The organism is Caulobacter soli, assembly GCF_011045195.1.
Taxonomy (GTDB): Bacteria; Pseudomonadota; Alphaproteobacteria; order Caulobacterales; family Caulobacteraceae; genus Caulobacter; species Caulobacter soli.
Map to the genome: position 1 here is coordinate 118,708 of NZ_CP049200.1, position 21,784 is coordinate 140,491.

The 21,784-nt window shown below is 67.2% G+C and carries 20 protein-coding genes; 3 read left to right on the top strand and 17 right to left on the bottom strand.

Going from position 1 to position 21,784, the window contains the following annotated elements; translation table 11 throughout:
• Positions 1–62 precede the first annotated feature (62 nt).
• The 12 genes from G3M62_RS25055 to G3M62_RS25105 form a co-directional block, all read right to left on the bottom strand.
• Positions 63–698 (bottom strand): TetR/AcrR family transcriptional regulator, encoded by a 636-nt coding sequence (locus tag G3M62_RS25055; protein WP_165191530.1) that lies wholly within the window; start codon positions 696–698, stop codon positions 63–65.
• Between the two features lie 65 nt (positions 699–763).
• On the bottom strand, positions 764–1,549 hold the full coding sequence (gene pcaD, locus G3M62_RS25060) for a 3-oxoadipate enol-lactonase (protein ID WP_165191531.1): 786 nt from the start codon (positions 1,547–1,549) through the stop codon (positions 764–766).
• A gap of 172 nt (positions 1,550–1,721) precedes the next feature.
• Positions 1,722–1,856 (bottom strand): hypothetical protein, encoded by a 135-nt coding sequence (locus G3M62_RS26825; RefSeq protein WP_281360106.1) that lies wholly within the window; start codon positions 1,854–1,856, stop codon positions 1,722–1,724.
• Positions 1,853–2,515 (bottom strand): CoA transferase subunit B, encoded by a 663-nt coding sequence (locus G3M62_RS25065; RefSeq protein WP_165191532.1) that lies wholly within the window; start codon positions 2,513–2,515, stop codon positions 1,853–1,855. The genes G3M62_RS26825 and G3M62_RS25065 overlap by 4 nt, the downstream gene beginning before the upstream one ends.
• Complete coding sequence (locus G3M62_RS25070; protein ID WP_165191533.1) at positions 2,515–3,237, bottom strand: CoA transferase subunit A; 723 nt, start codon at positions 3,235–3,237, stop codon at positions 2,515–2,517. Before G3M62_RS25070 ends, G3M62_RS25065 begins: the two co-directional genes overlap by 1 nt.
• An 8-nt stretch (positions 3,238–3,245) precedes the next feature.
• On the bottom strand, positions 3,246–4,022 hold the full coding sequence (gene benD, locus G3M62_RS25075) for a benzoate diol dehydrogenase BenD (protein ID WP_165191534.1): 777 nt from the start codon (positions 4,020–4,022) through the stop codon (positions 3,246–3,248).
• Positions 4,019–5,035: a benzoate 1,2-dioxygenase electron transfer component BenC gene (gene benC, locus G3M62_RS25080; RefSeq protein ID WP_165191535.1), complete on the bottom strand. Its 1,017-nt coding sequence runs from the start codon at positions 5,033–5,035 to the stop codon at positions 4,019–4,021. Before benC ends, benD begins: the two co-directional genes overlap by 4 nt.
• Before the next feature lie 25 nt (positions 5,036–5,060).
• On the bottom strand, positions 5,061–5,549 hold the full coding sequence (gene benB, locus G3M62_RS25085) for a benzoate 1,2-dioxygenase small subunit (protein WP_165191536.1): 489 nt from the start codon (positions 5,547–5,549) through the stop codon (positions 5,061–5,063).
• Positions 5,546–6,925, bottom strand: a complete 1,380-nt coding sequence (locus G3M62_RS25090) for a Rieske 2Fe-2S domain-containing protein (RefSeq protein ID WP_165191537.1) — start codon at positions 6,923–6,925, stop codon at positions 5,546–5,548. Before G3M62_RS25090 ends, benB begins: the two co-directional genes overlap by 4 nt.
• Positions 6,926–6,949: 24 nt before the next feature.
• Positions 6,950–7,876, bottom strand: coding sequence for a catechol 1,2-dioxygenase (gene catA, locus G3M62_RS25095; RefSeq protein ID WP_165191538.1), 927 nt, complete (start codon positions 7,874–7,876; stop codon positions 6,950–6,952).
• Between the two features lie 57 nt (positions 7,877–7,933).
• Complete coding sequence (gene catC / locus G3M62_RS25100; protein ID WP_165191539.1) at positions 7,934–8,224, bottom strand: muconolactone Delta-isomerase; 291 nt, start codon at positions 8,222–8,224, stop codon at positions 7,934–7,936.
• Between the two features lie 3 nt (positions 8,225–8,227).
• Complete coding sequence (locus G3M62_RS25105; RefSeq protein WP_165191540.1) at positions 8,228–9,388, bottom strand: muconate/chloromuconate family cycloisomerase; 1,161 nt, start codon at positions 9,386–9,388, stop codon at positions 8,228–8,230.
• A 94-nt stretch (positions 9,389–9,482) separates the two neighbouring features.
• Between G3M62_RS25105 and G3M62_RS25110 the strand changes: the two genes are divergently transcribed.
• Positions 9,483–10,418 (top strand): LysR family transcriptional regulator, encoded by a 936-nt coding sequence (locus G3M62_RS25110; RefSeq protein ID WP_165191541.1) that lies wholly within the window; start codon positions 9,483–9,485, stop codon positions 10,416–10,418.
• Between the two features lie 38 nt (positions 10,419–10,456).
• On the opposite strand, the gene G3M62_RS25115 is transcribed toward G3M62_RS25110, so the two are convergent.
• The 4 genes from G3M62_RS25115 to G3M62_RS25130 all read right to left on the bottom strand — a co-directional run bounded on the left by G3M62_RS25115 (position 10,457) and on the right by G3M62_RS25130 (position 16,247).
• Positions 10,457–11,860: an aspartate aminotransferase family protein gene (locus tag G3M62_RS25115; RefSeq protein ID WP_165191542.1), complete on the bottom strand. Its 1,404-nt coding sequence runs from the start codon at positions 11,858–11,860 to the stop codon at positions 10,457–10,459.
• A 316-nt stretch (positions 11,861–12,176) separates the two neighbouring features.
• Positions 12,177–12,710: a MarR family winged helix-turn-helix transcriptional regulator gene (locus tag G3M62_RS25120; RefSeq protein ID WP_165191543.1), complete on the bottom strand. Its 534-nt coding sequence runs from the start codon at positions 12,708–12,710 to the stop codon at positions 12,177–12,179.
• A 293-nt stretch (positions 12,711–13,003) separates the two neighbouring features.
• Positions 13,004–14,716: a thiamine pyrophosphate-requiring protein gene (locus G3M62_RS25125; RefSeq protein ID WP_165191544.1), complete on the bottom strand. Its 1,713-nt coding sequence runs from the start codon at positions 14,714–14,716 to the stop codon at positions 13,004–13,006.
• Between the two features lie 82 nt (positions 14,717–14,798).
• Entirely contained in the window at positions 14,799–16,247 is a 1,449-nt protein-coding gene (locus G3M62_RS25130) for an aldehyde dehydrogenase (protein WP_165191545.1), read from the bottom strand.
• 304 nt (positions 16,248–16,551) lie between these two features.
• Between G3M62_RS25130 and G3M62_RS25135 the strand changes: the two genes are divergently transcribed.
• Together G3M62_RS25135 and G3M62_RS25140 are read left to right on the top strand one after the other, a co-directional pair.
• On the top strand, positions 16,552–17,490 hold the full coding sequence (locus G3M62_RS25135) for a tyrosine-type recombinase/integrase (RefSeq protein WP_165191546.1): 939 nt from the start codon (positions 16,552–16,554) through the stop codon (positions 17,488–17,490).
• A gap of 12 nt (positions 17,491–17,502) precedes the next feature.
• The gene (locus G3M62_RS25140; RefSeq protein ID WP_165191547.1) at positions 17,503–18,450 is read left to right on the top strand and encodes a glycosyltransferase family 9 protein; all 948 of its coding nucleotides are present in this window, start codon (positions 17,503–17,505) and stop codon (positions 18,448–18,450) included.
• On the opposite strand, the gene G3M62_RS25145 is transcribed toward G3M62_RS25140, so the two are convergent.
• Positions 18,430–21,744, bottom strand: a complete 3,315-nt coding sequence (locus G3M62_RS25145) for an ATP-binding protein (protein ID WP_165191548.1) — start codon at positions 21,742–21,744, stop codon at positions 18,430–18,432. The genes G3M62_RS25140 and G3M62_RS25145 overlap by 21 nt on opposite strands.
• Between the last annotated feature and the right edge of the window lie 40 nt (positions 21,745–21,784).

Consider the following 21,784-nt stretch of genomic DNA (forward strand, 5'->3'; position numbering starts at 1 on the left):
TCCCGCCCTGCGGCGGCGGCGGACGGGGGCCGCGAGGGCCAGCAGGCCCTAGGGCCGCGAACCTAGGCTGGATCGGACGCAGGCGAGAGCGCGACGGACCCGATGTCATAGGCCCGGGCGAAGGTCTCGACCGCCGCGGCCGCCGCCTCGACCAGGTCCGCGTCGGGGGCCGAGGCGATCGCGCCCTCCAGCAAGCGTTGGAACGGGCCAGCCTCGATCAAGGCGTGGAACTGCACGACCGCGCGCCAGGGGTCGGCGCGGCGCATGCGGCCCTCGTCCATGGCGACGGCGAAATCTTCGGCCAGACGCGAGAGGCCTGGTTTGCGGCCGTTTTCGAAGAACAGCTTGCCAAGATCCGAACGCGGGCCTTCGGCATAGATGACCCTGCGAAACCCCAGGATCTCATCCTGGGCGATGAAGCGCAGGAACTTGATCGCAAAATCGGCCAAGGCAGCGCGCAGATCCTGGTTCTGGTGGAAGCTGTCGAACAACGGACCGACCTGGGCCGCGCCCTTTTCCAGCATGACCGCGACGAACAGCGCCTCCTTGGAGCCGAAGTAGTGATAGAGCGTCTGCTTGGATCCGCCGGCCCGCACGGCCACCTCGGCCATGCTCGCCGCGTCGTAGCCGCGTTCGAGGAAGACGCTCTTGCCGGCTTCCAGAATGGCCAGGCGGCGCTTTTCGCTTTTGACCCTCATCGTTCTCTCGCGCTGGATCTTGTTGGTTGGACCGACCCATACACTTTTGTATGGAGTCGTCGCGCCTAAAGGCTTGAGTCAAAGTCCAGCACGGCCCGGGTGAAGCCTTCCGGGTCTTCGATCGAAGGCAGATGCCCGGTTTCCAAAAAGGCGACGCGGGCGTTCTGGACTCCCCGCACGATCGTCTCGCCGTGGCCGGCATAGGGCGTGGAGACGTCCTGGGTCCCGCAAAGGACCAGGCAGGGCGCTGAAATCTCGGCCAGGCGAGACGCCAGGCGCATGTCGCGGATCGCCGCCGCGCAGCCCGCATAGCCCTTGGCGTCCATGCCGATCAGGGTCGAACGAACCGCGCCGACCTGCGGCGCATGGCTGTTGCGAAACCCCGCCGAGAAGAAGCGCTCCAAGGCCAGGTCGGCGATGCTGGCCATGCCTTGATCCAGGACCAGGTCCCTGCGGGCCTGCCAGGCGGCGGGATCCATCTGGGCCGAGGTGCAGGCCAGGACCATGGCCGGGACGCGCTCGGGGGCCGACAGCGCCATCTGCATCGCGATCATCCCGCCCAGCGACGTCCCGCACAGCAGAACGGGCTGCGTCCCGCTTTCGTCGATCACGGCCCAGATATCGGCGGCCAGACGCTCCAGGCTGTAGTCGCCGTCCGGCGCGTCGGAGGCGCCGTGGCCGCGCGTGTCGATCCGCAGGACCCGAAACCGTTCCGTCAGCAGCGGGACAGCGCGGTCGTACAGCCCGATGTCGGTTCCAATGGAGTTCAGGAGGACCAGGGTCGGGCGGGGCTCGGCGCCGTCCAGCCGCCAGTGCAGGCGGGTCCCATCCTCGGTGCGCGTGAAGGCCATGGCGGGTTTCCTCTTTGACGGTCAGGCGGGTCGAAGGCCGGCGATCCCGTCGGGCTCGATCGCGCTCGCCGACCGGTCATCGACGGCGACCTTGGCGGGGCCGCCGCCTCGGTTGAAGGGGGCGCGGAGCCCGGCGCGGGAGGTCAGGGGTCATGACGAACCGGGTTGAAGGTCAGATATAACCGCGCGCGACGTCCCAGGCGGGGTCGCGGGCCTGGGGCGGGCGCGGCCGGCGCGCCAGGACCGGAGCCTCGGCGTGGCCCAAGACCCGCCGCCAGCGCCGCCAAGCTCGCAGCAAGGCGGTCATGCGAAAGCGGCCGCGTCGAACTCAGCTTCCGTCCTGGTCCTGACCTCATCCAGGGCGACGCCCGGCGCCAGTTCGATCAATGTCAGGCCGCCGCCCTCTTGCCCGCCCTTTTGGCGATCCAGGTGGAAGACGCACAGGTCGGTGATCACCATGTCCACGCACGCCGCGCCGGTCAGCGGCAGGGCGCAGCGCTTGAGCACCTTGCTGTCGCCGGCCTTGTTGGCGTGGTCCATGACCACGATCACCCGCTTGACGCCGGCCACCAGGTCCATGGCCCCGCCCATGCCCTTGACCATCTTGCCGGGGATCGTCCAGTTGGCGATGTCGCCGTTCTGAGCCACTTCCATCGCGCCCAGCACCGTCAGGTCGATGTGGCCGCCGCGGATCATCGCGAAGCTCTGGGCGCTGTCGAAGAAGCTAGAGGTCGGCAGCTTGGTGATCGTCTGCTTGCCGGCGTTGATCAGGTCCGGATCGGCCTCGCCCTCGTAGGGGAAGGGCCCCATGCCCAGCATGCCGTTCTCGCTCTGCAGGGTGACGTGCACGCCGGCCGGAATGTGGTTGGCCACCAGGGTCGGGATGCCGATGCCCAGATTGACGTAGAAGCCGTCCTGCAGCTCGCGGGCGGCGCGGGCCGCCATCTCGTCGCGGGTCCAGGCCATCAGACGGCTTCTCCATGGAGCTTGCGTTGGCGCGTCGTCAGCTTCTCGATCCGCTTTTCATTGATCGTCGAGGCGATGATGCGGTTCACATAGATGCCGGGGGTATGGATGCTGTTGGCGTCCAATTCGCCGGCCTCGACGATCTCCTCGACCTCGACGATGGTGACCTTGCCGGCCGTGGCCATCACCGGGTTGAAGTTGCGGGCCGTCATCCGGAACATCAGGTTGCCCTCGGGATCGGCCTTCCAGGCCTTGACGATGGCGAGGTCGGCGCGCAGCCAGGTCTCGCGGACATAGTCCTCGCCCTCGAAGGTCTCGACGGGCTTGCCCTCGGCCACCACCGTCCCGACGCCGGTCTTGGTGTAGAAGGCCGGGATGCCCGCCCCGCCGGCCCGGATGCGCTCGGCCAGGGTGCCCTGCGGGTTCAGCTCCAGCTCCAGGTCGCCCGACAGATAGAGCTGCTCGAACAGCTTGTTCTCGCCGACATAGCTGGAGATCATCTTCTTGATCTGGCCGTTGTTCAGCAACTGCCAGAGGCCAAAGCCGTCGGCGCCGCAATTGTTGCTGATCACGGTCAGGCCCTTGACGCCGGTGTCCTTGAGGGCGGGGATCAGGGTCTCGGGATTGCCCGACAGGCCAAAGCCGCCCGACATCAGCGTCATGCCGTCGAAGACGACGCCCTTAAGCGCCGCGGCGGCGCTGTCGTAGATCTTGCTTTTCATGACGGCTCCTAGCCGTTGTCGCCACCGGCCACGGGAAGCACCGCGCCGGTGATGTAGGCGGCCTCGTCGGAGGCCAGAAACAGGATCGGCGCGATCTGCTCTTCCAGCGTCGCGTAGCGCTTGAGGAAGTTGGACTGGGTCACCTGCGCGACCGCCTCGGCCATCCAGGTCTGCTCCTGGGCGGTGTCGCCCTCGGCGTTGCGCGGCACGCGCCGGGCTGGCGCGGCGGTGCCGCCGGGCGCGGTGGCGACCACACGGATCCCCGCCTGGCCATATTCCATGGCCAGGGCCTGGGTCAGGGCGTTGACCCCGCCCTTGGCGGCCGAATAGGGCCCTCGGCGGATGCCGCGCGTGGCGTTGGACGAGACGTTGACGATCACCCCGCCGCCCTGGTCCAGCATCACCGGCAGCACGGCGTGGCAGCCCCACAGGGTGGGAAACAGCGATCGGCGGATCTCCGCCTCGATCTGCTCGGGCGAGAACTCGGCGAAGGGCCGCATGCGAATGGCGCCGCCGACATTGTTGACCAGGATGTCGACGCGGCCAAACCGCGCCTGGGCCGCGGCGATCGCGTCCTGGGCGCCCTGACTGGTCTCCAGATCGCACTGGAAGCCGACCGTCTCCCCCGTCGCCTCCGCGGCCACCGCCTCGACGAAGTCGGCCCGGTCGGCCAGCAGCACCCTGGCGCCCTCGGCCGCGGCCCGCAGGCCCACGCCCCGGCCAATGCCCTGGGCGCCGCCGGTGACGACCATGACCTTTCCCTCGAAACGTCCCGGAAAGGTCATGCCGCCTCGCTGGGCGCGAATTTTTCGTAGTGGAAGGCGGCGGGCGCCATCCCCTTGTCCTGGAAGAACTGGCGCACCGCCTCGACCATCGGCGGGGGGCCGCACAGATAGACGTCGCAATCGCCGGCGTTGAGGTGATGGTCGGCCAGGTGCTCGGTCACATAGCCCTTCAGGGGCTGGGCGCTTTGCGGATCGGCCACGCAGACCGACCAGGTCAGGGTCGGCAGCCTGGCGGCCAGCGCCTCGAGCCTGGGCAGTTCGACCAGATCGCCGTCGCGGGTCACGCCATAGATCAGGTGGACCGGCTGATCGACGCCCTGGTCGGCGAGGACCTCGAGCATCGACAGCAGCGGCGCCAGACCCGTGCCGCCCGCCAGCATCACGATCGGGCGACGAACCGGGCGCAGGAAGAAGACGCCGTTGGGCCCGACAAACGTCATGCGCGCGCCGGGCTGGGCCTGATCGACGAGCCAGCCGCTCATCAGGCCGCCCGGAACGTTGCGGATCAGGAAGCGGGCCTGCCGTTCGCCGGGCTTGGAGCTGAACGAATAGGCCCGATGCTGCGTCGAGCCCGGGACCTCCAGGTTCACATACTGGCCGGGCAGGAAGTCGAGGGTCTCCGGCGCGTCCAGGTCCAGGGTCAGGAGGATCGAACTGTCGGACGCCAGCTCCACCGCCGACACCGTCGCCGCGAACCGAGCCGGCGCGACCTTGCAGGCGCTGGACGGGGCCGGGACGGCCAGAACGCAATCGGAAAAGACCTCCATCTGACAGGTCAGGACGAGGCCTTCGGCGGCCTCGTCGGCGCTGAGCGCATAGTCGAGATAGTCCTCGCCAAGATTGTAGTCGCCCTGCTCGCACCGACATTTGCAGGTGCCGCAAACGCCGTCCGAGCAGTCCATCGGCAGGTTGATCTTGTGGCGGTATGCCGCCTCCAGAACCTTTTCGCCGGCGTTACAGTCGATGAAGCGCGTCGCGCCATCCTCGAAGTTCAGTACAATACGATAACCCATGTTTTCACCTCGACACCGGTCGGCTCTAGACGTGGTAGACGTCGATGACCTGGTGGATGTAGTCGTCCTTGAGGATCACCTTCTTGCTGAGGATCAGCGGCGGCTCGGTGCTGACGTCGAGCGTGTAGAACGACACCCCGAAGAAGCTGTCGGTGACCTTGTAGCGGTGGCTCAGCGTGTGCCAGTTGAACCGCAGGTCCACCTGCCCTTCCCGCTCCTCCAGCACCTCGATGTTGCTGATCAGGTGGGCGGTGCGCGGCTCGGGCATGCTCGCGCCCGACCGCTCGGTCTTGATGCGGAAGACGCGGTCCTCCAGCCCCTCGCGGCTGGGGTAGTAGATCAGCGAGACGTGCTGCTGGGGATCCTCCACCAGTTGGTCGTCATCGTCCCAGGACGGCATCCAGAAGGTGGCGCTGGACGCATAGCAGGTCAGCCACTCGTCCCATCGCCGGTCATCGAGCAGGCGCGCCTCGCGGTAGAGGAACGCCGACAGCGCCTGGTGGCTCGCGCTCATGCGGCCACCAGGGTCTTGCCGGCCGCGGCCGAACCGCCGCCGCCGCCGTCCTGGCGGTCGAGCGCGGCGATCAGGGTCTGGGCCCAGTATTCATGCTGGCGCACGAACAGGCCCTCGTCCTCGCTGCGCTCGCCGCTGAGGATCGGGGTGAGGCCCAGGGCCGCGGCGTTGGCGTCGGGCCCTTCGATCCACCGGGTCGCGCCGCGGCTCAGATCGTTCCACAGCTCGCCCGCGCCCTCGTAGGCGTTCTGGCAGGCGCGAAATTCCTCCAGATCGTCGGGCGTGCCCATGCCGCTGACGTTGAAGAAGTCCTCGTACTGGCGAAGACGCAGGCTCCGCTCGGCCAGGCTTTCGCCCTTGGGGGCGAAGCAATAGATGGTCACCTCGGTCTTATCGACGCTGACGGGCCGCACGACCCGGATCTGGGTCGAGAACTGGTCCATCAGATAGACATTGGGGTAGAGGCCAAGGTTGCGGCTCTGGGCGACGATCTGGTCGGCGCGGGTCGGTCCCAGGCGCTCGGCCAGCGCCTGGCGGTGGGCGTAGACCGGCCGGACCTCGGGATTGAGCAGGTTGGTCCACAGCAGGATGTGGCCGTGCTCGAAGCTGTAGACGCCGCCCACGCTCTTGGACCAGCCGTTGGCGTCGACGGTGCGCGTGCCCTGGGCCTCGTAGTTGCGCCGCCCCATGGTCGCCGAATAGTTCCAGTGCACGGCGCTGACGTGATAGCCGTCCGCGCCGTTCTCCATCTGGAGCTTCCAGTTGCCGTCATAGACATAGGAAGAGTTGCCGCGCAGCACCTCCAGGCCGTCGGGCGCCTGGTCGACCATCTGGTCGATGATCACCCGGGTCGAGCCCAGATGGTCCTCCAGAGGCATCACATCGGGATTGAGGCTGGCGAACAGGAAGCCGCGATAGGTCTCGAAACGGGCCACCTTCTTGAGATCGTGGGAGCCTTCGGTGTTGAACGTCGGCGGATAGTCCGCCCCCTTGGCGTCCTTGACCTTCAGAAGCTTGCCGGTGTTGCTGAACGTCCAGCCGTGGAACTGGCAGGTAAAGCTGCCCTTGTTGCCGTGCTTGCGCCGGCACAGCATCGCGCCGCGATGGGCGCAGGCGTTGATCACCGCATGCAGCTGTCCGGTCCTGTCGCGGGTGACGACGACGGGCTGGCGGCCGATCCAGGTGGTGAAGTAGTCGTTGGGTTCGGGGATCTGGCTCTCGTGCGCCAGAAACACCCAGTTGCCCTCGAAGATCGTCTTCATCTCCAGTTCGAAGATCTCGGCGCTGGTGAAGATGTCGCGGCGGCAACGAAACACCCCCGCCGCCTTGTCTTCGACCACAGCGCCGGCCAGCTGTTCCTTGAGCGTCGTCGTCATGTCGAGCCTCCTAAAGGTCCAGGGTCAGTCGACCAGCACGCGCGGGCGTTCGGACAGCACCTCTTCCTGGGCCTGGCTGGCCGGGGTCAGGGTGAAGTCGAAGGCGATCTGGGCGAACGGCGCGTTCAGGCCCGCGGCGTGGATGTCGGCGGGGTCGGACTTGCGCTCCACCGGCGGGATCAGGTCGTCGCGCGTGGCGTAGGCGAAGTCGTCGTGCAGGAAGGGGTCGCCGTCGATGTTGATCTGGGTGGTCAGGTGGCGAAAGCCCGGCGCGCGAACGAAGAAGTGGATATGGGCCGGGCGGTTGCCATGGCGGCCCACGGCCTTGAGGATCTGATCGGTGCTGCCGCCGGGCGGCACGCTGTAGCCGGACGGCACGATGCTGCGAAACTCGTAGCGCCCGTCGGCGTCGGCCTTGATCCGTCGGCGCATGTTGTAGTCCGACTGCGAGGGATCGAAGTAGGAATAGTTGCCCTTGGTGTTGGCGTGCCAGACATCGACGACGGCCCCGGGGACCGGCTTGCCGTCCAGGTCGCGCACATGGCCGTGCATGATCAGCGCCTCGCCCGCGTCGCTGCCGTCGTCGATGCGCGCGCCGCTTTCCACCAGCGGCGCGCCGCCGACATAGAGCGGGCCCTCGATCGTCCGCGGCGTGCCGGGAGGGACGCCGGCCGCGGCGTCCTTCAGATCCATGCGCACGTCCAGGAAGTGCTCGAAGCCCAGGCCCGCGGCCCACAGGCCAAACTCCGGCGCGCCGGCCGCGACGAAGTTCAGGGCCTTCCAGAACTCGTCCTCGGTGACGTCGAAGCGGTCGATGGTGTCGAACAGATCGGCGATGATCTTGCGCACGATCTGTTTGGTGCGCGGGGCGCCCTCGGCCTGGGGATTGTCGACGCCCGAGATCTTGTCGAGAAACGCCTCGATGTCGGGCGAGGTGGTCAGATCGGTCATGGTCTTGGATCTCCCTAGTCTTTTGTTCTTGGATCGCGGCGTCGTGGCCTTTGCGGCCTAGCGGTCGTCCTCATGGGCCGACGATGGGTGGCGACAGAGCGCCACGACCTTGATGTCCATGAAGGGATAGAGCGGCAGGCTCATCAGGATGTCGTGCAGGGCCGCATTGTTCTCGACATCGAAGATGCTGAGGTTGGCGTACTGCCCGACCACGCGCCAGATGTGGCGCCAGACGCCCGAGCGTTGCAGCTCCTGGAAGCGCGCTTTCTCGGCCGCCTTCAGCCGGTCGGCTTCGGCCTTGTCGAGGTCCAGCGGGATGTTGACGATCATTTCGACCTGGAAAAGCATCGGTCAGCTCCCGGCGGCGACGGCGTGAAGGGGCGCGGCGGTCCGGTCGCGGCGCAGTCGGGCGACCTTGTCCTCGTCCAGGGCGATGCCCAGGCCGGGGCCGGTCGGCACCTGCAGCGCGAAGTCCTCGTAGACCAGCGGCGTGGCGAGGATCTCCTGGGTCAACAGCAAGGGGCCGAAGAGTTCGGTCCCCCAGGTCAGGTCGGCGAAGGTGGAGAACAGGTGCGCCGAGGCCGCCGTGCCGACGGCCGCTTCCAGCATGGTGCCGCCATAGAGGCCGATCCCGGCGGCCTGGGCGATGTCGGCCACCGCCCGGGCGGCCAGCAGCCCTCCGGACTGGGCGATCTTGACCGCGAAGACCCGGGCGCTGCCGGCCTGCGACAGCGACCAGGCCGTCCGCGGTCCCTGCAGGGCCTCGTCGGCCATCAAGGGAATGACGTTCTTGGCCGACAGGCGGGCCATCATGCCCAGCGCATGGCCGGCGACCGGTTGTTCGACCAGGTCGACGCCGGCCTCGTGCAGCAAGCCCATGCCCAGGTCGGCCTGAGCCTCGTCCCAGGCTTGGTTGACGTCGACCCGCACGCTGCCCCGGTCGCCCAGCGCGCGCTTGATGGCCGCGACGTGGGCGACGTCCTGGCGGACGGGGCGCTTGCCGATCTTCAGCTTGAAGATGTTGTGGCGACGGGCCAGGAGCATCGCCTCGGCCTCCTCGATGTCCTGGCCGGTGTCGCCGCTGGCCAGGGTCCACGCCACCGGCAGCCGGTCGCGCACGCGTCCGCCGCCGATCAGCTCCGATACAGGCACGCCAAGCCGCTTGCCGGCCGCGTCCAGCAGCGCCGTCTCGACCGCGCACTTGGCGAAATGATTGCCGACCACGGTCTTGCCGATCCGGGCCATGGTCTGGCCCACGCGGCTCAGGTCGCAGGCGGCCAGGACCGGCGCGAAATAGGCGTCGATGGTCAGCTTGATGCTTTCGGGGCTCTCGGGGCCATAGGCCAGGCCGCCGATCGTGGTGCCCTCGCCCAGGCCCTCGACGCCGTCGTCGCCGACGACGCGCACCAGCACGATCGACTGGCGATGCATCGTCGCCATGGCCAGGATGTGCGGCCGGATCGTCGGAACATCGACGATGATCGCTTCGATGCTCGCCAGGGCGACGGCCATGGATGTGCTCCCTTTGTCGGGGCGACCATCGTTCCGTCCAACGGTCAAGGCAAAGACCGTTGAAATACGGCGCGCATACCTTCAGGGTATTGACATGGACCTTCGCCAGCTTCGCTATTTCGTGGCGGTCGCCGAGGAGCGCAGCTTCACCCGCGCGGCCGATCGTCTGCACATGGCCCAGCCGCCGCTCAGCCGCCAGATCCAGCAGCTGGAAGCGGAGATGGGCGCCGAACTGATCGACCGCGCGGCAAAGCCCCTGCGCCTGACCCCGATCGGCGCCCTCGTCTACGAACAGGCCGTTCAGATGCTCAGGCGGGCCGGCGAGCTTCGCGAGATGGTCGCCCGGGCCCGTTCGACCGAGCGCCGAAGATTCGTGATCGGCTTTGTCGCCTCGACGATCTACGCCCGCCTGCCGCAGCTTATTCGCGAACTGCGCGCCACCGCGCCGCACCTGGATCTGTCCCTGCAGGAGATGGTGAGTCTAGAGCAGATCGCCGCCCTCAAGGACGGCCGCATCGATGTCGGCTTTGGCCGCATCCGCTTTGAAGACCCCGCCGTGCGCCGGATCGTCCTGCGCGAGGAAAGACTGGTCGCCGCGCTGCCGGCCGAGCATCCGCTGGCGCGCGGGACGGGCCCTTTGTCCTTGGCCGAACTGGCGGCCTATCCTCTGATCCTGTATCCGAGAGAACCGCGTCCCAGCTATGCGGATCAGGTATTGACCCTGTTCGCCGACCACGGCCTGTCGCCCGTCCTGGCGCACGAGGCTCGCGAGCTGCAGATCGCCATCGGCCTGGTGGCGGCCGAGGAAGGCGTCAGCGTCGTGCCGGAGTCCGTGCAGAAGTCGCGCGTCGACGATGTCCGATATCGCGAGCTGGCCGAGGCGGCCGTCTCGCCCATTATCATGAGTTGCCGGGTCAATGATCGATCGCCCGAACTGCGCATCATGGCTGATGTCATCGCCCGGCGGTACGGAAGCTGGGGCTATGGCGCGCCGGAGGCTCTCGTGCGATTGGCCTATGGCGAACCGTGACGGGGACCCGCCGCCGTCGAGATCCGGCGCGGCTCGCCCTAGCGGGCTTCCAGGCGCGCCAGCGCGCGGTCAAAAGCCTCGACCAGGCGGTCGACGTCGTCTTGAGTATGGACGCCGGAAAGAAACGCCGCGCCCCGCGCGCCGATATCGACGCCTTCCAGGTTCAACGCCATCCTGAGCGCCCCAAGCCTGGTCAGATCCCGCGCCATATAGTCGGCTTGCGACAGCAGCCGGGGGTCTCGCCGCACGGGATCGATCGGCAGGACGTTCAGGGACGAGAAGCGTCCGTAGGCCAGCCAGCCGGCGGCGCGCCGCTCGAACAGGGCGTTCAACGCCTCGCGGGCGCCCGCGGCCAATTGGCTGGCCCGGGCGCAAAGATCGCCGTCGGCGATCTCGGCGATCGTGACCACGGCGGCGGCGGCGGTGACCGGATTGCCGGTGAAGGTGCCTTGGTGGAGGACTTTGCGCGGGTTGGGATGGCCAAGGGCGTCCTTGCTGTCCAACACCGACATGACCTCGGCCGAGCCGATGACCACCCCGCCCGGCATGCCGCCCGCGGCGATCTTGGCCAGGCAGGTGAGATCTGGCCGCAGCCCCAGATAACCCTGCATCCCGCCCAGTCCGACCCGAAAGGCGCTGATCACCTCGTCGAAGATCAGCAGGACCCCCCGTCGCCTGGCCTCGGCGGCGGCCTCGAGCAGAAATTCGTCGCTTGTCGGGGTGTGGCCGAAATGGGCGCCCAGCGGCTCGACGATGATCGCGGCGATCTGGCCGGCGTGCTGGGCCAGGCAGGCCTTGAGCCCGGCGATGTCATCGGGTCTGACCAGAAGGGTGTTGGCCGCGATCTCGGGCAGCACCCCCGGCGCGGCCGATCCGTCGAACTGGCCGCTGTAGCCCGACACGGCCAGGTCGTGCCAGCCGTGATAGTGGCTCATGATCCGCACCAGCTTGGCGCGGCCCGAATAGGCCCGCGCCATCCTGATCGCCAGCAAGGTGGCCTCGCTGCCGCTGCCCGTGAACCGCACCCGTTCGCCGCTGGGAAAGCACCTCTGGATCGCTTCGGCCCAAAGCAGTTCGCCGGGGTGGTTGGCCGCGAACTGAATGCCGTTCTGGAAGGCCTGGCGCACCGCGGCGACCACCTTGGGGTGGCTGTGCCCGAGCATCAGCGCGCCATGCCCGCCGAAGAAGTCGAGATATCGGTTTCCGTCGACGTCCCATTTTTCCCGCCCCTGGGCGCGGTCGATGAAGATGCCATAGGGCTCGAACACCCGGGTGTCGGTGGACACGCCGTTGGCCAGGACGCCCAGAGCGCGCTTGGCCAGTTGGGCCGAGCCCGGCGTCAGGGCGCGATAGGCGTCCAGCAGGGGAGATGGATCCGGCCAGGCCGGGAAGGCCGGCGGCCGCTCGTCGGACGGGCCGGACCCCTCCAGTCGCGCGTTCATTCGACAACCCACTTCCGGTCCAAGGCCCCGCGCGCCGGTCGCCGCCGCATGGAGCGGCGGGCGTGGGGGCGGTGCGTTCGAGGCGAATGCCAACGGACTTGGATGGTCAACCTATCGGGCTGTCAAGACATCGGCGACGGCGACAGATCAGGCCTCGACGGCGAACCCGCGAGGCCGCTCCGGGGGCGCGGTCGTGGAATCTCACCCCGCGGCCTGACGCTCAAGAACGCCATGGAGTCGGAAGAGCCGGGAGCGGAAGCGGACAGGCGGGCTTGCCGTCGTTCGGCGCGTGCGCCGGCTTGTCAGTCCAACCGGGCTAGGCCGGCGCATCCCCGGCGGGGCCGGTCGGCAGGCCTGAAATCTTGGCGAGCAAGGTCAGCAGGGTTTCGCGTTCCTCCAGCGTCAGGTTCAGCGTCAGCTCGCGATCGTGAACCTGGATGAGGCTGTCCACGCGCGTCAGGAGCTTCTCGCCCTGGGCGGTGGCCCAGATGTGGACATTGCGGCCGTCCTTGGCCCCGCGCTGGCGATCGACCAGACCGGCTTTCTCCAGGTGCTTTATGACGGGCACCAAGGTGGTTTGGTCCACGCCGGCGATGGCCGCGAGTTCCTTTTGGACCAACCCCGGGTTCTTGCTGAGGAACTTCAGGATGCTGTACTGACCCCAGGCCACCCCTCGACCGCTGATCAGTTCCTCCCACAGGGTGATGGATCGGGCGTTCACCCGGCGGATCTGGTAGCCCACATTGATGTTGAGGCCTCCCAGGTCGATCTCGCGCGTCGGCTCCAGGTCCGGCGCTTCGGTCGACGGCGCGCGCCTTGGCTTGGAAGTTGCTCGCGCCCGCGTCGTCATCCCGTCCTCTTAAGCGGCCATCGGACCACCGATGGCCGAGTGACTCGCCACTCCATGCGACAATCGCGAAGCGGTCACAATCACATTTCCGAAGAAACCCGACCGCTCGCGCAAGGCGCGAGGCGGGACGATGGTTGTGGCGCGCGGGGAGTCCGGCCGGGCTCCCCGCGGCCCGCCCCCTGTCCGGCCAAGCCGCCTTGCCCGGCGGCTTGGCCGGCGGTCCTGAGGCTCGCGCCCATGATGTTGGGCGGAAAAATAGATGGCCTATAAAACCATTTGATCGAGGCCGGGGCTCACGAGCGCGCGAGCCACACGTCCAGCACCGCGCAGCGCCCCTCCTCGCGCGTGACCCGCAAGGCCTCGGCGATGGCCTCGTCGAGCTCCTCGACCGTCTTGACGATGCGCGCATGGGCTCCGCCCGCCGCGGCCGCGACGCCGGCATAGTCCGGAGCCGGATCAAAGCTGATGTCCAGATCCTCGGTCGCGCTGGCGTAGCCGTCAGGATGGACGCCGAGCGCCGAATGCCGGGGCGCGCGCCAACCGCCGTTGTTGAGCACGATCTGTACGAAAGGCGTTCGATAGCGTCGCGCCATCCAATGGACGCTGGCCGGCACGCTGAACAGATAGGAGCCGTCGCCGCTGATCGCCACGACGTCCTTGTCGGGCGCGGCCAGCTTCATGCCGATGGCCGCGCCGCCGTTCCACCCCAGCGAACCGCCGCCGCTGGTGAAGATCGAGCCTGGCTGGGTGCGAGCCAGATGGTCAAACAGGACGTTGTAGTTGGTGATGCCTTCGTTGAGGACCAGGCCGTCCGATCCCAATTGCAACGCCAGGCGCGCCGCCAGATAGTGTGGCGTGATGCCGTCCGGCGAGGGACGCGCCTCGACCTCGAGCCGCGCCGCCCTCTGGGCGTGCAGGTCGCCGTAATGGGCCCGCCGCTCGACCAGGGCGGCCTGATCGATCGTCATCTGGTCCAGGCGCGCGTTGATCTGGGCCAGGGCGGTGGCCGCGTCGGCGCGGAACACGCCCTTGGCCTCGATGTACCAGAGCGGCATGGCCGTCTTCAGCGGATCCACGTCGATGTGGTGGATGACGGCCGTCGGATCGGGCCGGTTGACCTGCGGAATCCACGGCACGTCGCTGTCCAGCACCAGCACCAGGTCGGCTTGGGCGAGCGCCTGATTTTGCTGCGCCAGATTCCATTGATTGCCCAGATAGAGCGGGTGGTCGTGCGGGAAGTTCATGTAGTTGGGCACGGACTCCAGCACGCCCATGCCCAACCGCTGGCAAAGCCGTTCCAGCTCGGCCACCGCCGCCGGACGACGCCCGACATAGGAGGTGACGACCAGGGGCCTGCGGGCCGCCAGCAGGTCGGCGACCAAGATGTCGAGGCCCTCGGCCGAAAGCGCGCCCGGAGACACCGTCTCGGACCTGGGAGACGGCAGCTGGACGGGCGGGATCTCCTCTTCCATGGCCTCCCGCCCCCCCATCAAATAGACGGGGCCGGGCGGATCGCTATGGGCGAACTGCATCGCCCGGCGCACCAATTGTTTGACGTTGCGGCCGGTGCGGATTTCGTTGTCGTACTTCATGTAGCCGCGCACGAGGCCGCGCTGGTCGGCGACGTCCTGAATCCACTGGATGAATTCGTTGCGGCTGCCCAGCAACTCGCCTTCCTGGGTATAGGGCGAGGCGCCGGCGTAGATCAGCACCGGGATGCGCCCCTTGGCGGCGTTATGCACGGCGCCGGCCAGGGCCTGGGTGCCGCATTCGACGTGGACGACGACCGCCTGGGCCCGCCCGGTGACCTGCGCATAGCCGTGGGCCGCGCTCAGGCCGACCATCTCGTTGGGACAGGTGAGGACCGGCGGCGCCGGCAGCCCGAGCGCCTTGGCCTTGGCCAGATATTCGAGCAGACCGGGATGGTCGCTCCCGAAGTTGCCGAAGATGTAGCTTACGCCCGCATCGACGAGCGCTTCGACGAAAGCCGCACTTGCTGTGTACATGGTGTCACCGGATCGATGACGCCCCACGCGATCCCGAGGGATCGCGCCGGACGTTGTCTTGGCGGCGCCGCCGCCGCGGAGTTTAGAACGGGTAGTTCAGGGAGCCGGTGGTGATGGTGATCCATCGCAGGTCGGTGAACTCCGCGATGGCGGCCTTGCCGCCGAACCGGCCATAGCCGCTGGACCCCACGCCGCCGAACGGCATCTGCGGCTCGTCGTGCACGGTGGGGCCGTTGATGTGACAGATGCCCGAACGGATGCGTTTGGCCACCGCCAGGGCTCGTCCCACGTCGCGCCCGTAGATCGCCGCGGAGAGCCCATATTCGGTGTCGTTGGCGACCCTTATCGCCTCCTCCACGCCCTGGACGCGGATGATGGAGGCCACCGGCCCGAAGGACTCCTCGCTATGGATCCGCATCGCCGGCGAGACATGGTCGATCACCGTCGCCGCGACAATCGTGCCCTTGGCCTCGCCGCCGGCCGCCAGCACCGCGCCCTTGTCAACCGCGTCGGCGATCAGGTCGCTGACGCGCCGGGCCGATCTGACGTCGACCAGCCCCCCCAAGGCCACGTCGCCTTGCGCCGGGTCGCCCGTCGAAATCATCCGGGCCCGCGCCGCGAGCTTGGCCACGAAGGCGTCCGCGACCTGCTCGTCGACGATGACGCGCTCGGTCGACATGCAGATCTGGCCTTGGTTCAGATAGGCGCCGAAGATGGTCGCGTTCACCGCCTCGTCCAGATCGGCGTCGTCGAGCACGATCAGCGGCGCCTTGCCGCCCAACTCCAGCAGGACGGGCTTGAGATGCAGCGCCGCCTGCCGGGCGACCAAACGGCCCACATGGGTCGAGCCGGTGAAATTGATCCGCTTGACGGCCGGGTGGGCGATCAGCGCGTTGACCACGGCCTCCGCGTCGCCAGGGGCGTTGTTGATCACATTGACCGCGCCGGCCGGAGCGCCGGCGTCGCGCACCACCTGGCCGATCAGGCGGTGGGTGGCCGGGCAGACTTCGGAAGCTTTCAGGACAACGGTGTTGCCGCAAGCCAACGGCATGGCGATGGCGCGCGCGCCAAGAATGATCGGCGCATTCCACGGCGCTATGCCCAGCACCACGCCGGCCGGCTGGCGAACGGCCATGGCGAAGGTGCCGGGTCGATCGGACGGGATCACCTCGCCGCCGATCTGAGTCGTCATGGCGGCGGCTTCGCGAAACAGCGCGACCGTGGCCTGCAGGTTGAAGTGGGCCCAGCCGGCCGTCGATCCCGTCTCGGCCATCATCAGGTCGACGAATTCGTCCGTGCGCTCGGCCATCAGATCGGCGGCCTTGGAGAGTACGGCGCGGCGAGCGTTCGGCCCCAGGCCCGACCAGCCCTCGAAGGCGGCCTGGGCTGCGTCGGCCGCCGCCAGGGCGTCGGCCGGCGTGGCCGCGACCGCGACGCTGACCAGGTTGTCGCTGACGGGATTGCGCCGCTCAAAGGTCGGCCGACCGGCCGGGGCGTCATCAAGATCACCAATCAAGAGACCGACTTCCATCGCGCGTCCTTCCCTGCCAGCTTCTACGAGCTTCGATGCATTGCATCTAAAATAGATGGTATAGCAATGTATTATTATCGAGGCTTTGGGGTCAAGCGACATGGCGCGCCGTGATCGATCTGCCGACGGGTCTTGCAAGGCTTCGCAGACGGATCCTAGCCGACCGGCTGGGAGCGCCCGCCAGCGTCGCCGCGGCGACCGAAGATCCAGCAGCGGTCAGCGACCACGCACTTTACAGGTCAGGTCGCGGCCAAAACGCGCGGCCTGATTTTCGCAGAGCGCGGCCTTCCATGGGAGGATCCGCATGTTGCTCACCAGAGCCGTTTCCAATTTTCTTGCCTATTGCGCTCTTGAGCGAAGACTTTCCCCGCTAACGGTCAACGCCTATGCCTCTGACCTGCGCGACTTCTCGAACTACGCTGCGCAATGTGACCTATTGAGCGATGTCTCCTGCGAAACACTGAGATCCTATCTCGACCATCTGCTCAACCATCGGGGTCTGAGCACGGCGACGGCGAAGAGACGCTTCGCGAGTCTGCAGGGACTATTCGGCTGGGCCGCGGAGGCGGACGGCTGCGAAAGCCCGTTTCAGACCTGGCGTCCGAAAATGAAACGCCCCCGCCGCCTGCCCAGGACCCTGGCGCGCGACGATTTGCAGGAACTGATCGTCCACCCCGGCGCGGCCAAGGACATCCCCAGCCATGCCCTGACCCGCACCCTTATCATCCTCCTTGCGGCGACCGGCCTGCGCGTCAGCGAGGTCTGCGCCCTCAGCCGCGACGACGTGGCGCCGGACGGATCGGCCCTGCACGTCCATGGCAAGGGTTCCAGGGACCGGGTGGTGTATGTCGCCGACGTCGGCTTGCAGCGTCGCATCGTAAGTCTTCTGAGAGCTTGCGGAGCGGAGGCTCGGGCGCCTCTGGCGGTGGGCGCGACGGGACGGCGGTTGTCTCCAGCCGCGGTGCGCGGACGCATCCATCGCTGGGTCGCGCGCACGCGATGCACCCGGCGGGTGACGCCCCACATGCTGCGCCATACCGCCGCGACGCTGCTGATCGAGGAAGGCGTCGACATCCGCTACGTGCAGCGGCTTCTTGGACACGCCAGCATCGCCACCACGGAGATCTATACGCATATTTCCGACGAGACCCTTCGATCGACGCTGGTGCGCGCCAATGTGATCGGCCGCATCTTCGCGCGGTCCGCCGCAAACGCCGGCGGAGGTCCCGGCCTGTGCGCATAACTCTGAATTATCGTGCCGTTGACCGCCGGAAAATCCGATGGCGCGCGCTGCCTATTGCCGCAGTCGCCCTTGTCGTCGAGCAAGGCGCTGGCCGAGCGGTTTGGTTGCGACCTCGCCGTCCCCAGCAAAACCGGCATGGGCAATGTGCTCATGTACACGCGCCTTGCCGAAGACCTGTCGCGCAAGCTCGGACGCCCCCTGACCTTGCTGAGCGGCCCGATGCGCACCGCCGCCGGCCGCGTCGAGGATGAGGAGCCCTATCCCGTCTGGGATGAGAACCCGCATGTGGGTGGCATCATCGATCCTTCGGACCGGCATGCGCACGACATGCTGGCGATCGAGGAAGAACAGGACAACCTCTGTCAGTTCGGCCATTTCATCGAGAATTTGGCGTTCCACTACAATGTTCGTTCCAGCGCGCTGCGTCCCAGTCTCTTCCTGTCCCGCGCCGAGTGCATGGCCGCCATGGAACGGTTGCGGAACCTGCCGCGTCCACTGATCTGCCTTCACCCCTATGGAACGAGTTCGCCCCTGCCGGGCCACAGCTGGCACTCAGCCAACTGGCGAACCCTGATCGAGAGGATCGCGCCGCTGGGCTCACTGTTCGAGGTCGGGCTGGACGGCATCGAACACAAAAACCTCGGCCTTCCGCGGTTTCGCACGCGCGTCCGAGAAATGATGGCGCTCGTCTGGGCGAGCGATTTGTTCATCGGCTTCGACAGTTCTGTCGCCCATATCGCAACCGCCTTCGCAAAGCCGGCGATTGTGCTGTGGGAGCCAATCCGCAAAGTCGAAATCGAGGAGCGCTATCAGCGAGGCTTCGGCGCGGCGGCGGTGTCCCGTTGGGGGTATCCACAAAATCGCAATCTGATGCTGCTGGGTGATCGGAGCGATGAACTCGTCGACATCATCGAGCATCAGGCCCGCCTGAGCCTGGATTCAGTGGGGTGGCGCAGCTAATCGCAGGCCAGCGAGGTCGACTTGCCAGGCCGCTTGGGTGACCGACGTTGCGGTTTCACCATCCTTCAGGAGACGCAGGTTCTCCACGAGACTCCTGAAGGCGCCGCTACGAGCTGGCGCGGGGTGGGGGAACGCTATCGGACTTGGGGCCTGCGCCTGGAAGCGCGCCGCCTGGCGCGCGGCCGCGTCGAGCAGTCCTTCGATGCGCTTCTCAATCCCGGTGCGCGCCTCCAGCCATGCGGTCGCGACCGCCTCGGCCCGCTGGCGAGCCGCAACGACCGCCGCGGCGTCTCCCTTCGACAGGGCCAAGATCAGATCGGCGTTGCGCAAGGCTGGCTCAAGATAGGTCTGGCCATATAGCGCCACGGTTATGTCGGCTTGGTCCAAGAGCTTTCGCGCCAGCGTCAGGTCGCCGCTCTTCAGACAGGCGCAGGCTCGCAGCAGGTCCAGCCTGCCGCGCATGGTCACATAGCCTTTGTCGAGGACCTCCCGGCGTAGCGCTTCGGCATCACTTTCATCGAAAACGCCTTGGGCGGCGAAGGCGGCATTGAGCAAATCGAGCCGGGCGAACGCGCGCTGGCGCGGGGTTTCCGCCAGATCAAACGCCTGCTCCAGCATGGTCAACGCCGTGAACGGCGCCTGATCCAGATAGGCATGGGCGGTGTCGGCGAGCAGGACGGCGGCGGCGTTCTCACCGGCGCCCTGCCCAACGAACGGCGCGGAGAGGCGCGCGAAATCCAGGCTCGCGCCGGGTTGATCCAGACGCGCGCAAGCCTGGACCAGCCGGTTCGATAGCGACGTAAAGCCTTCTCGCGAGCCGCCCAGGTCCAGGAAGCGTTCGACTGAGGTGGTGAAGGCCGACCAGTCCGCCATCTCCAAGCTGACGCCAGCGGACCTGCGCAAACCGTCACTCGCTCGATAGCGGCTTTCGCGGAGCGGAATATCCCAGTCCGCCAACGCCAGGGACCGGGTGGCGATCGCCTCATAGGCCTCGCGCGCCTCGACCAGGGATCCAGCCGTCCACTCAGCCCAACCCAAGGCGTCCAGGATCGTCAGGTGGGTTTCGATATCCGCCGTTCCCCGAGGGTCTTCATCGGCGTAGAGCGTCGCCAGTTTGCGGGTGATCCGTAGCCGTCCGTGAAAATCCTCGGAGAGCACGGCCTGCTCATAGGCCGCGTTCAGCAGGCGTCGCGCTGTCGCTGTGTCGCCGGCGGCGATGGCCGCGTCGCCCAAGGGTTCACACAGCATCGGTGTCGCCGACGCCGGCTCGGCCAAGCGACCAACGAGATCCCGAAAATCGCGCGAGGCCGAGGCCGCCTCCACCGCCGCCGTCCGCATAAGATCATGCGCGAAGCGCCACCCCCCTGAGGACGTGACCTGGACGACGCCGGCCGCCGCCATCGCGGCCAGGATCTGGCCAATCGTTTCGGCGTCCAGGCCGATCGCGTCGGTGAGCAATGGCTCGGCGCGTTGCTCCAGGACACCCAAGAGGCCGACGACCGCCTCGGTGGAAAGACCATCGGGCAGGCGCCGCGGCGTATCCCGCCAGTCGATTTGCTCGAGTTGTTTCCGCAGGATCGACTGGCCGGAAATCTCCAGGTCGCTTGAGGCCAGGAACGCGCTTGACGCCCGAATGAGCAGTTTGCCGTCGTCCTCGGTCTGGACGACGTTGCGCGCGGTCAGGGCCGCCAGATGGCTGGTCAGCAACAAGGGCAGGCCGCCGGTCCTACGGTAGAGCGCTTCAACGATCGGCGGATCGGCGCGTCGCAGGCGAGGCGTCAGCGCCTCGACGAACGCGGCCCTTCCCAACGGGACGAGCGTTTCAACGGTCATGGACTTTACGTGACCGGCCAGGCGCTGACGGAGCGTTCGCCAATGCGGAGTGTCCTGAGCGGGGTCGGCGCGGCTTTCCAAAATCAGGCGGATGCCGCCCCAGCCAAGATCCTCCAGGCCCGTGACCAATAGCCAGATCCATTTGGCGGAAGCCTCGGAAACGAGATGGCAGTCGCGCAGGATCAGCAGACGGTCGCCCAGAGACGCCAGGCTGCGCACCAGAATCGGGATGATCGTCTCGGGCGCGTCCGAGGCGTCGACGATGTCATCGCCCGCCGCGCGGGCCACCAGCGCTTCCGCCAACACCGCGCCAATGCGGGCCCCGCCATGCGCGCGTGCGCTGGGCGGCGTGAAAATAGCGACCAGGATCCTCTGCAGCAGACTGGCCTCCCCGGTCGCCTCAAGGGTGAAGCGGTCGGCGTCGAAGCCGTGGAAGGCCCGCAGATTGGCGGCCAGTCGTTCGCAGAAATATGACTTTCCAACGCCGGCGACGCCTTCGACCAGAAGCAATCGTGGCGTCGCGGCCCCCGCGAGCCGCGCGACCATGGTCCGGGTTTTCTCATCGCGGAGATCGTCTTGGACGCCCGGACCAGCCGTGGTGACCCTTAGCGGAACGGCGGGCATGGCCGACAGCGAAGCGCCGCCTCCACCCAGAATGACGAACATGCCGAAGTTGGCCTCGATCGCGGGTTCGGCAAACCGCATGAGGGCGTCAAACCGCAGGCCGGTGGCCGTCGAGCGCCGCGTGACCTGGGTGAGCTCGCAGCCGGCGGCGGCCGGTGCGAAGTCGAGCAAATGGTCGTTGCGCCTTGTCGCCGCGACGGCGGAGAGTCGATACAAGATACCGGCTTCCAGCCGGATGCCCGTCCCGGGCGGCTCCTCTGACGAATAGATCACCGGTTCGATGAATGCGCGGCATTCGGAGATCGACCAGACGACCTGGGCGGTCGGGCTGGCGACGTCCCGCGATTCGACAAGCGTTGATCCGCGCCACGTGTCGGCGATCAAATCTCCAAGCACGAAATGCCGAAAGACCGGATAGCGAAACATCGGCTGACGCTGCGGGTCGCCACTGAACAGTGCGTAGGCGTAGTCGATCGCCTGAGGCAGCAGGTGGGTCGATGACACCAGGTTCAGCGATAGGGGCTGATCGCGAACGCCGACCACCAGGGTCTTGGCGATCGTATCCAGCTCCAGCGGCCGGCTGTGATGCTTACACTCGAAATAGTGCAGACGCGCCTCGGTGGGGAGGAAGGCTGGGCCAGGACGAGCACGTTCGGAGACCACGATGTCGATCGCGCCCTTGGGGTGTTCCTGCAGGTCGCAGCCATCCGGGAACTCCAAGACTTGCTCGACCATGGCCCAGAAGACCAACTTCTGGAAATCGTACCCACCGAGCGCGTCGGGTTCCTGGCCAGATCGCATTCGCGTCAGCAATGCCTTGGCTTCGGCGTAGATCATAATTCAGAGTTATGCGCGGATGGGCGGGACATGTCCGGTC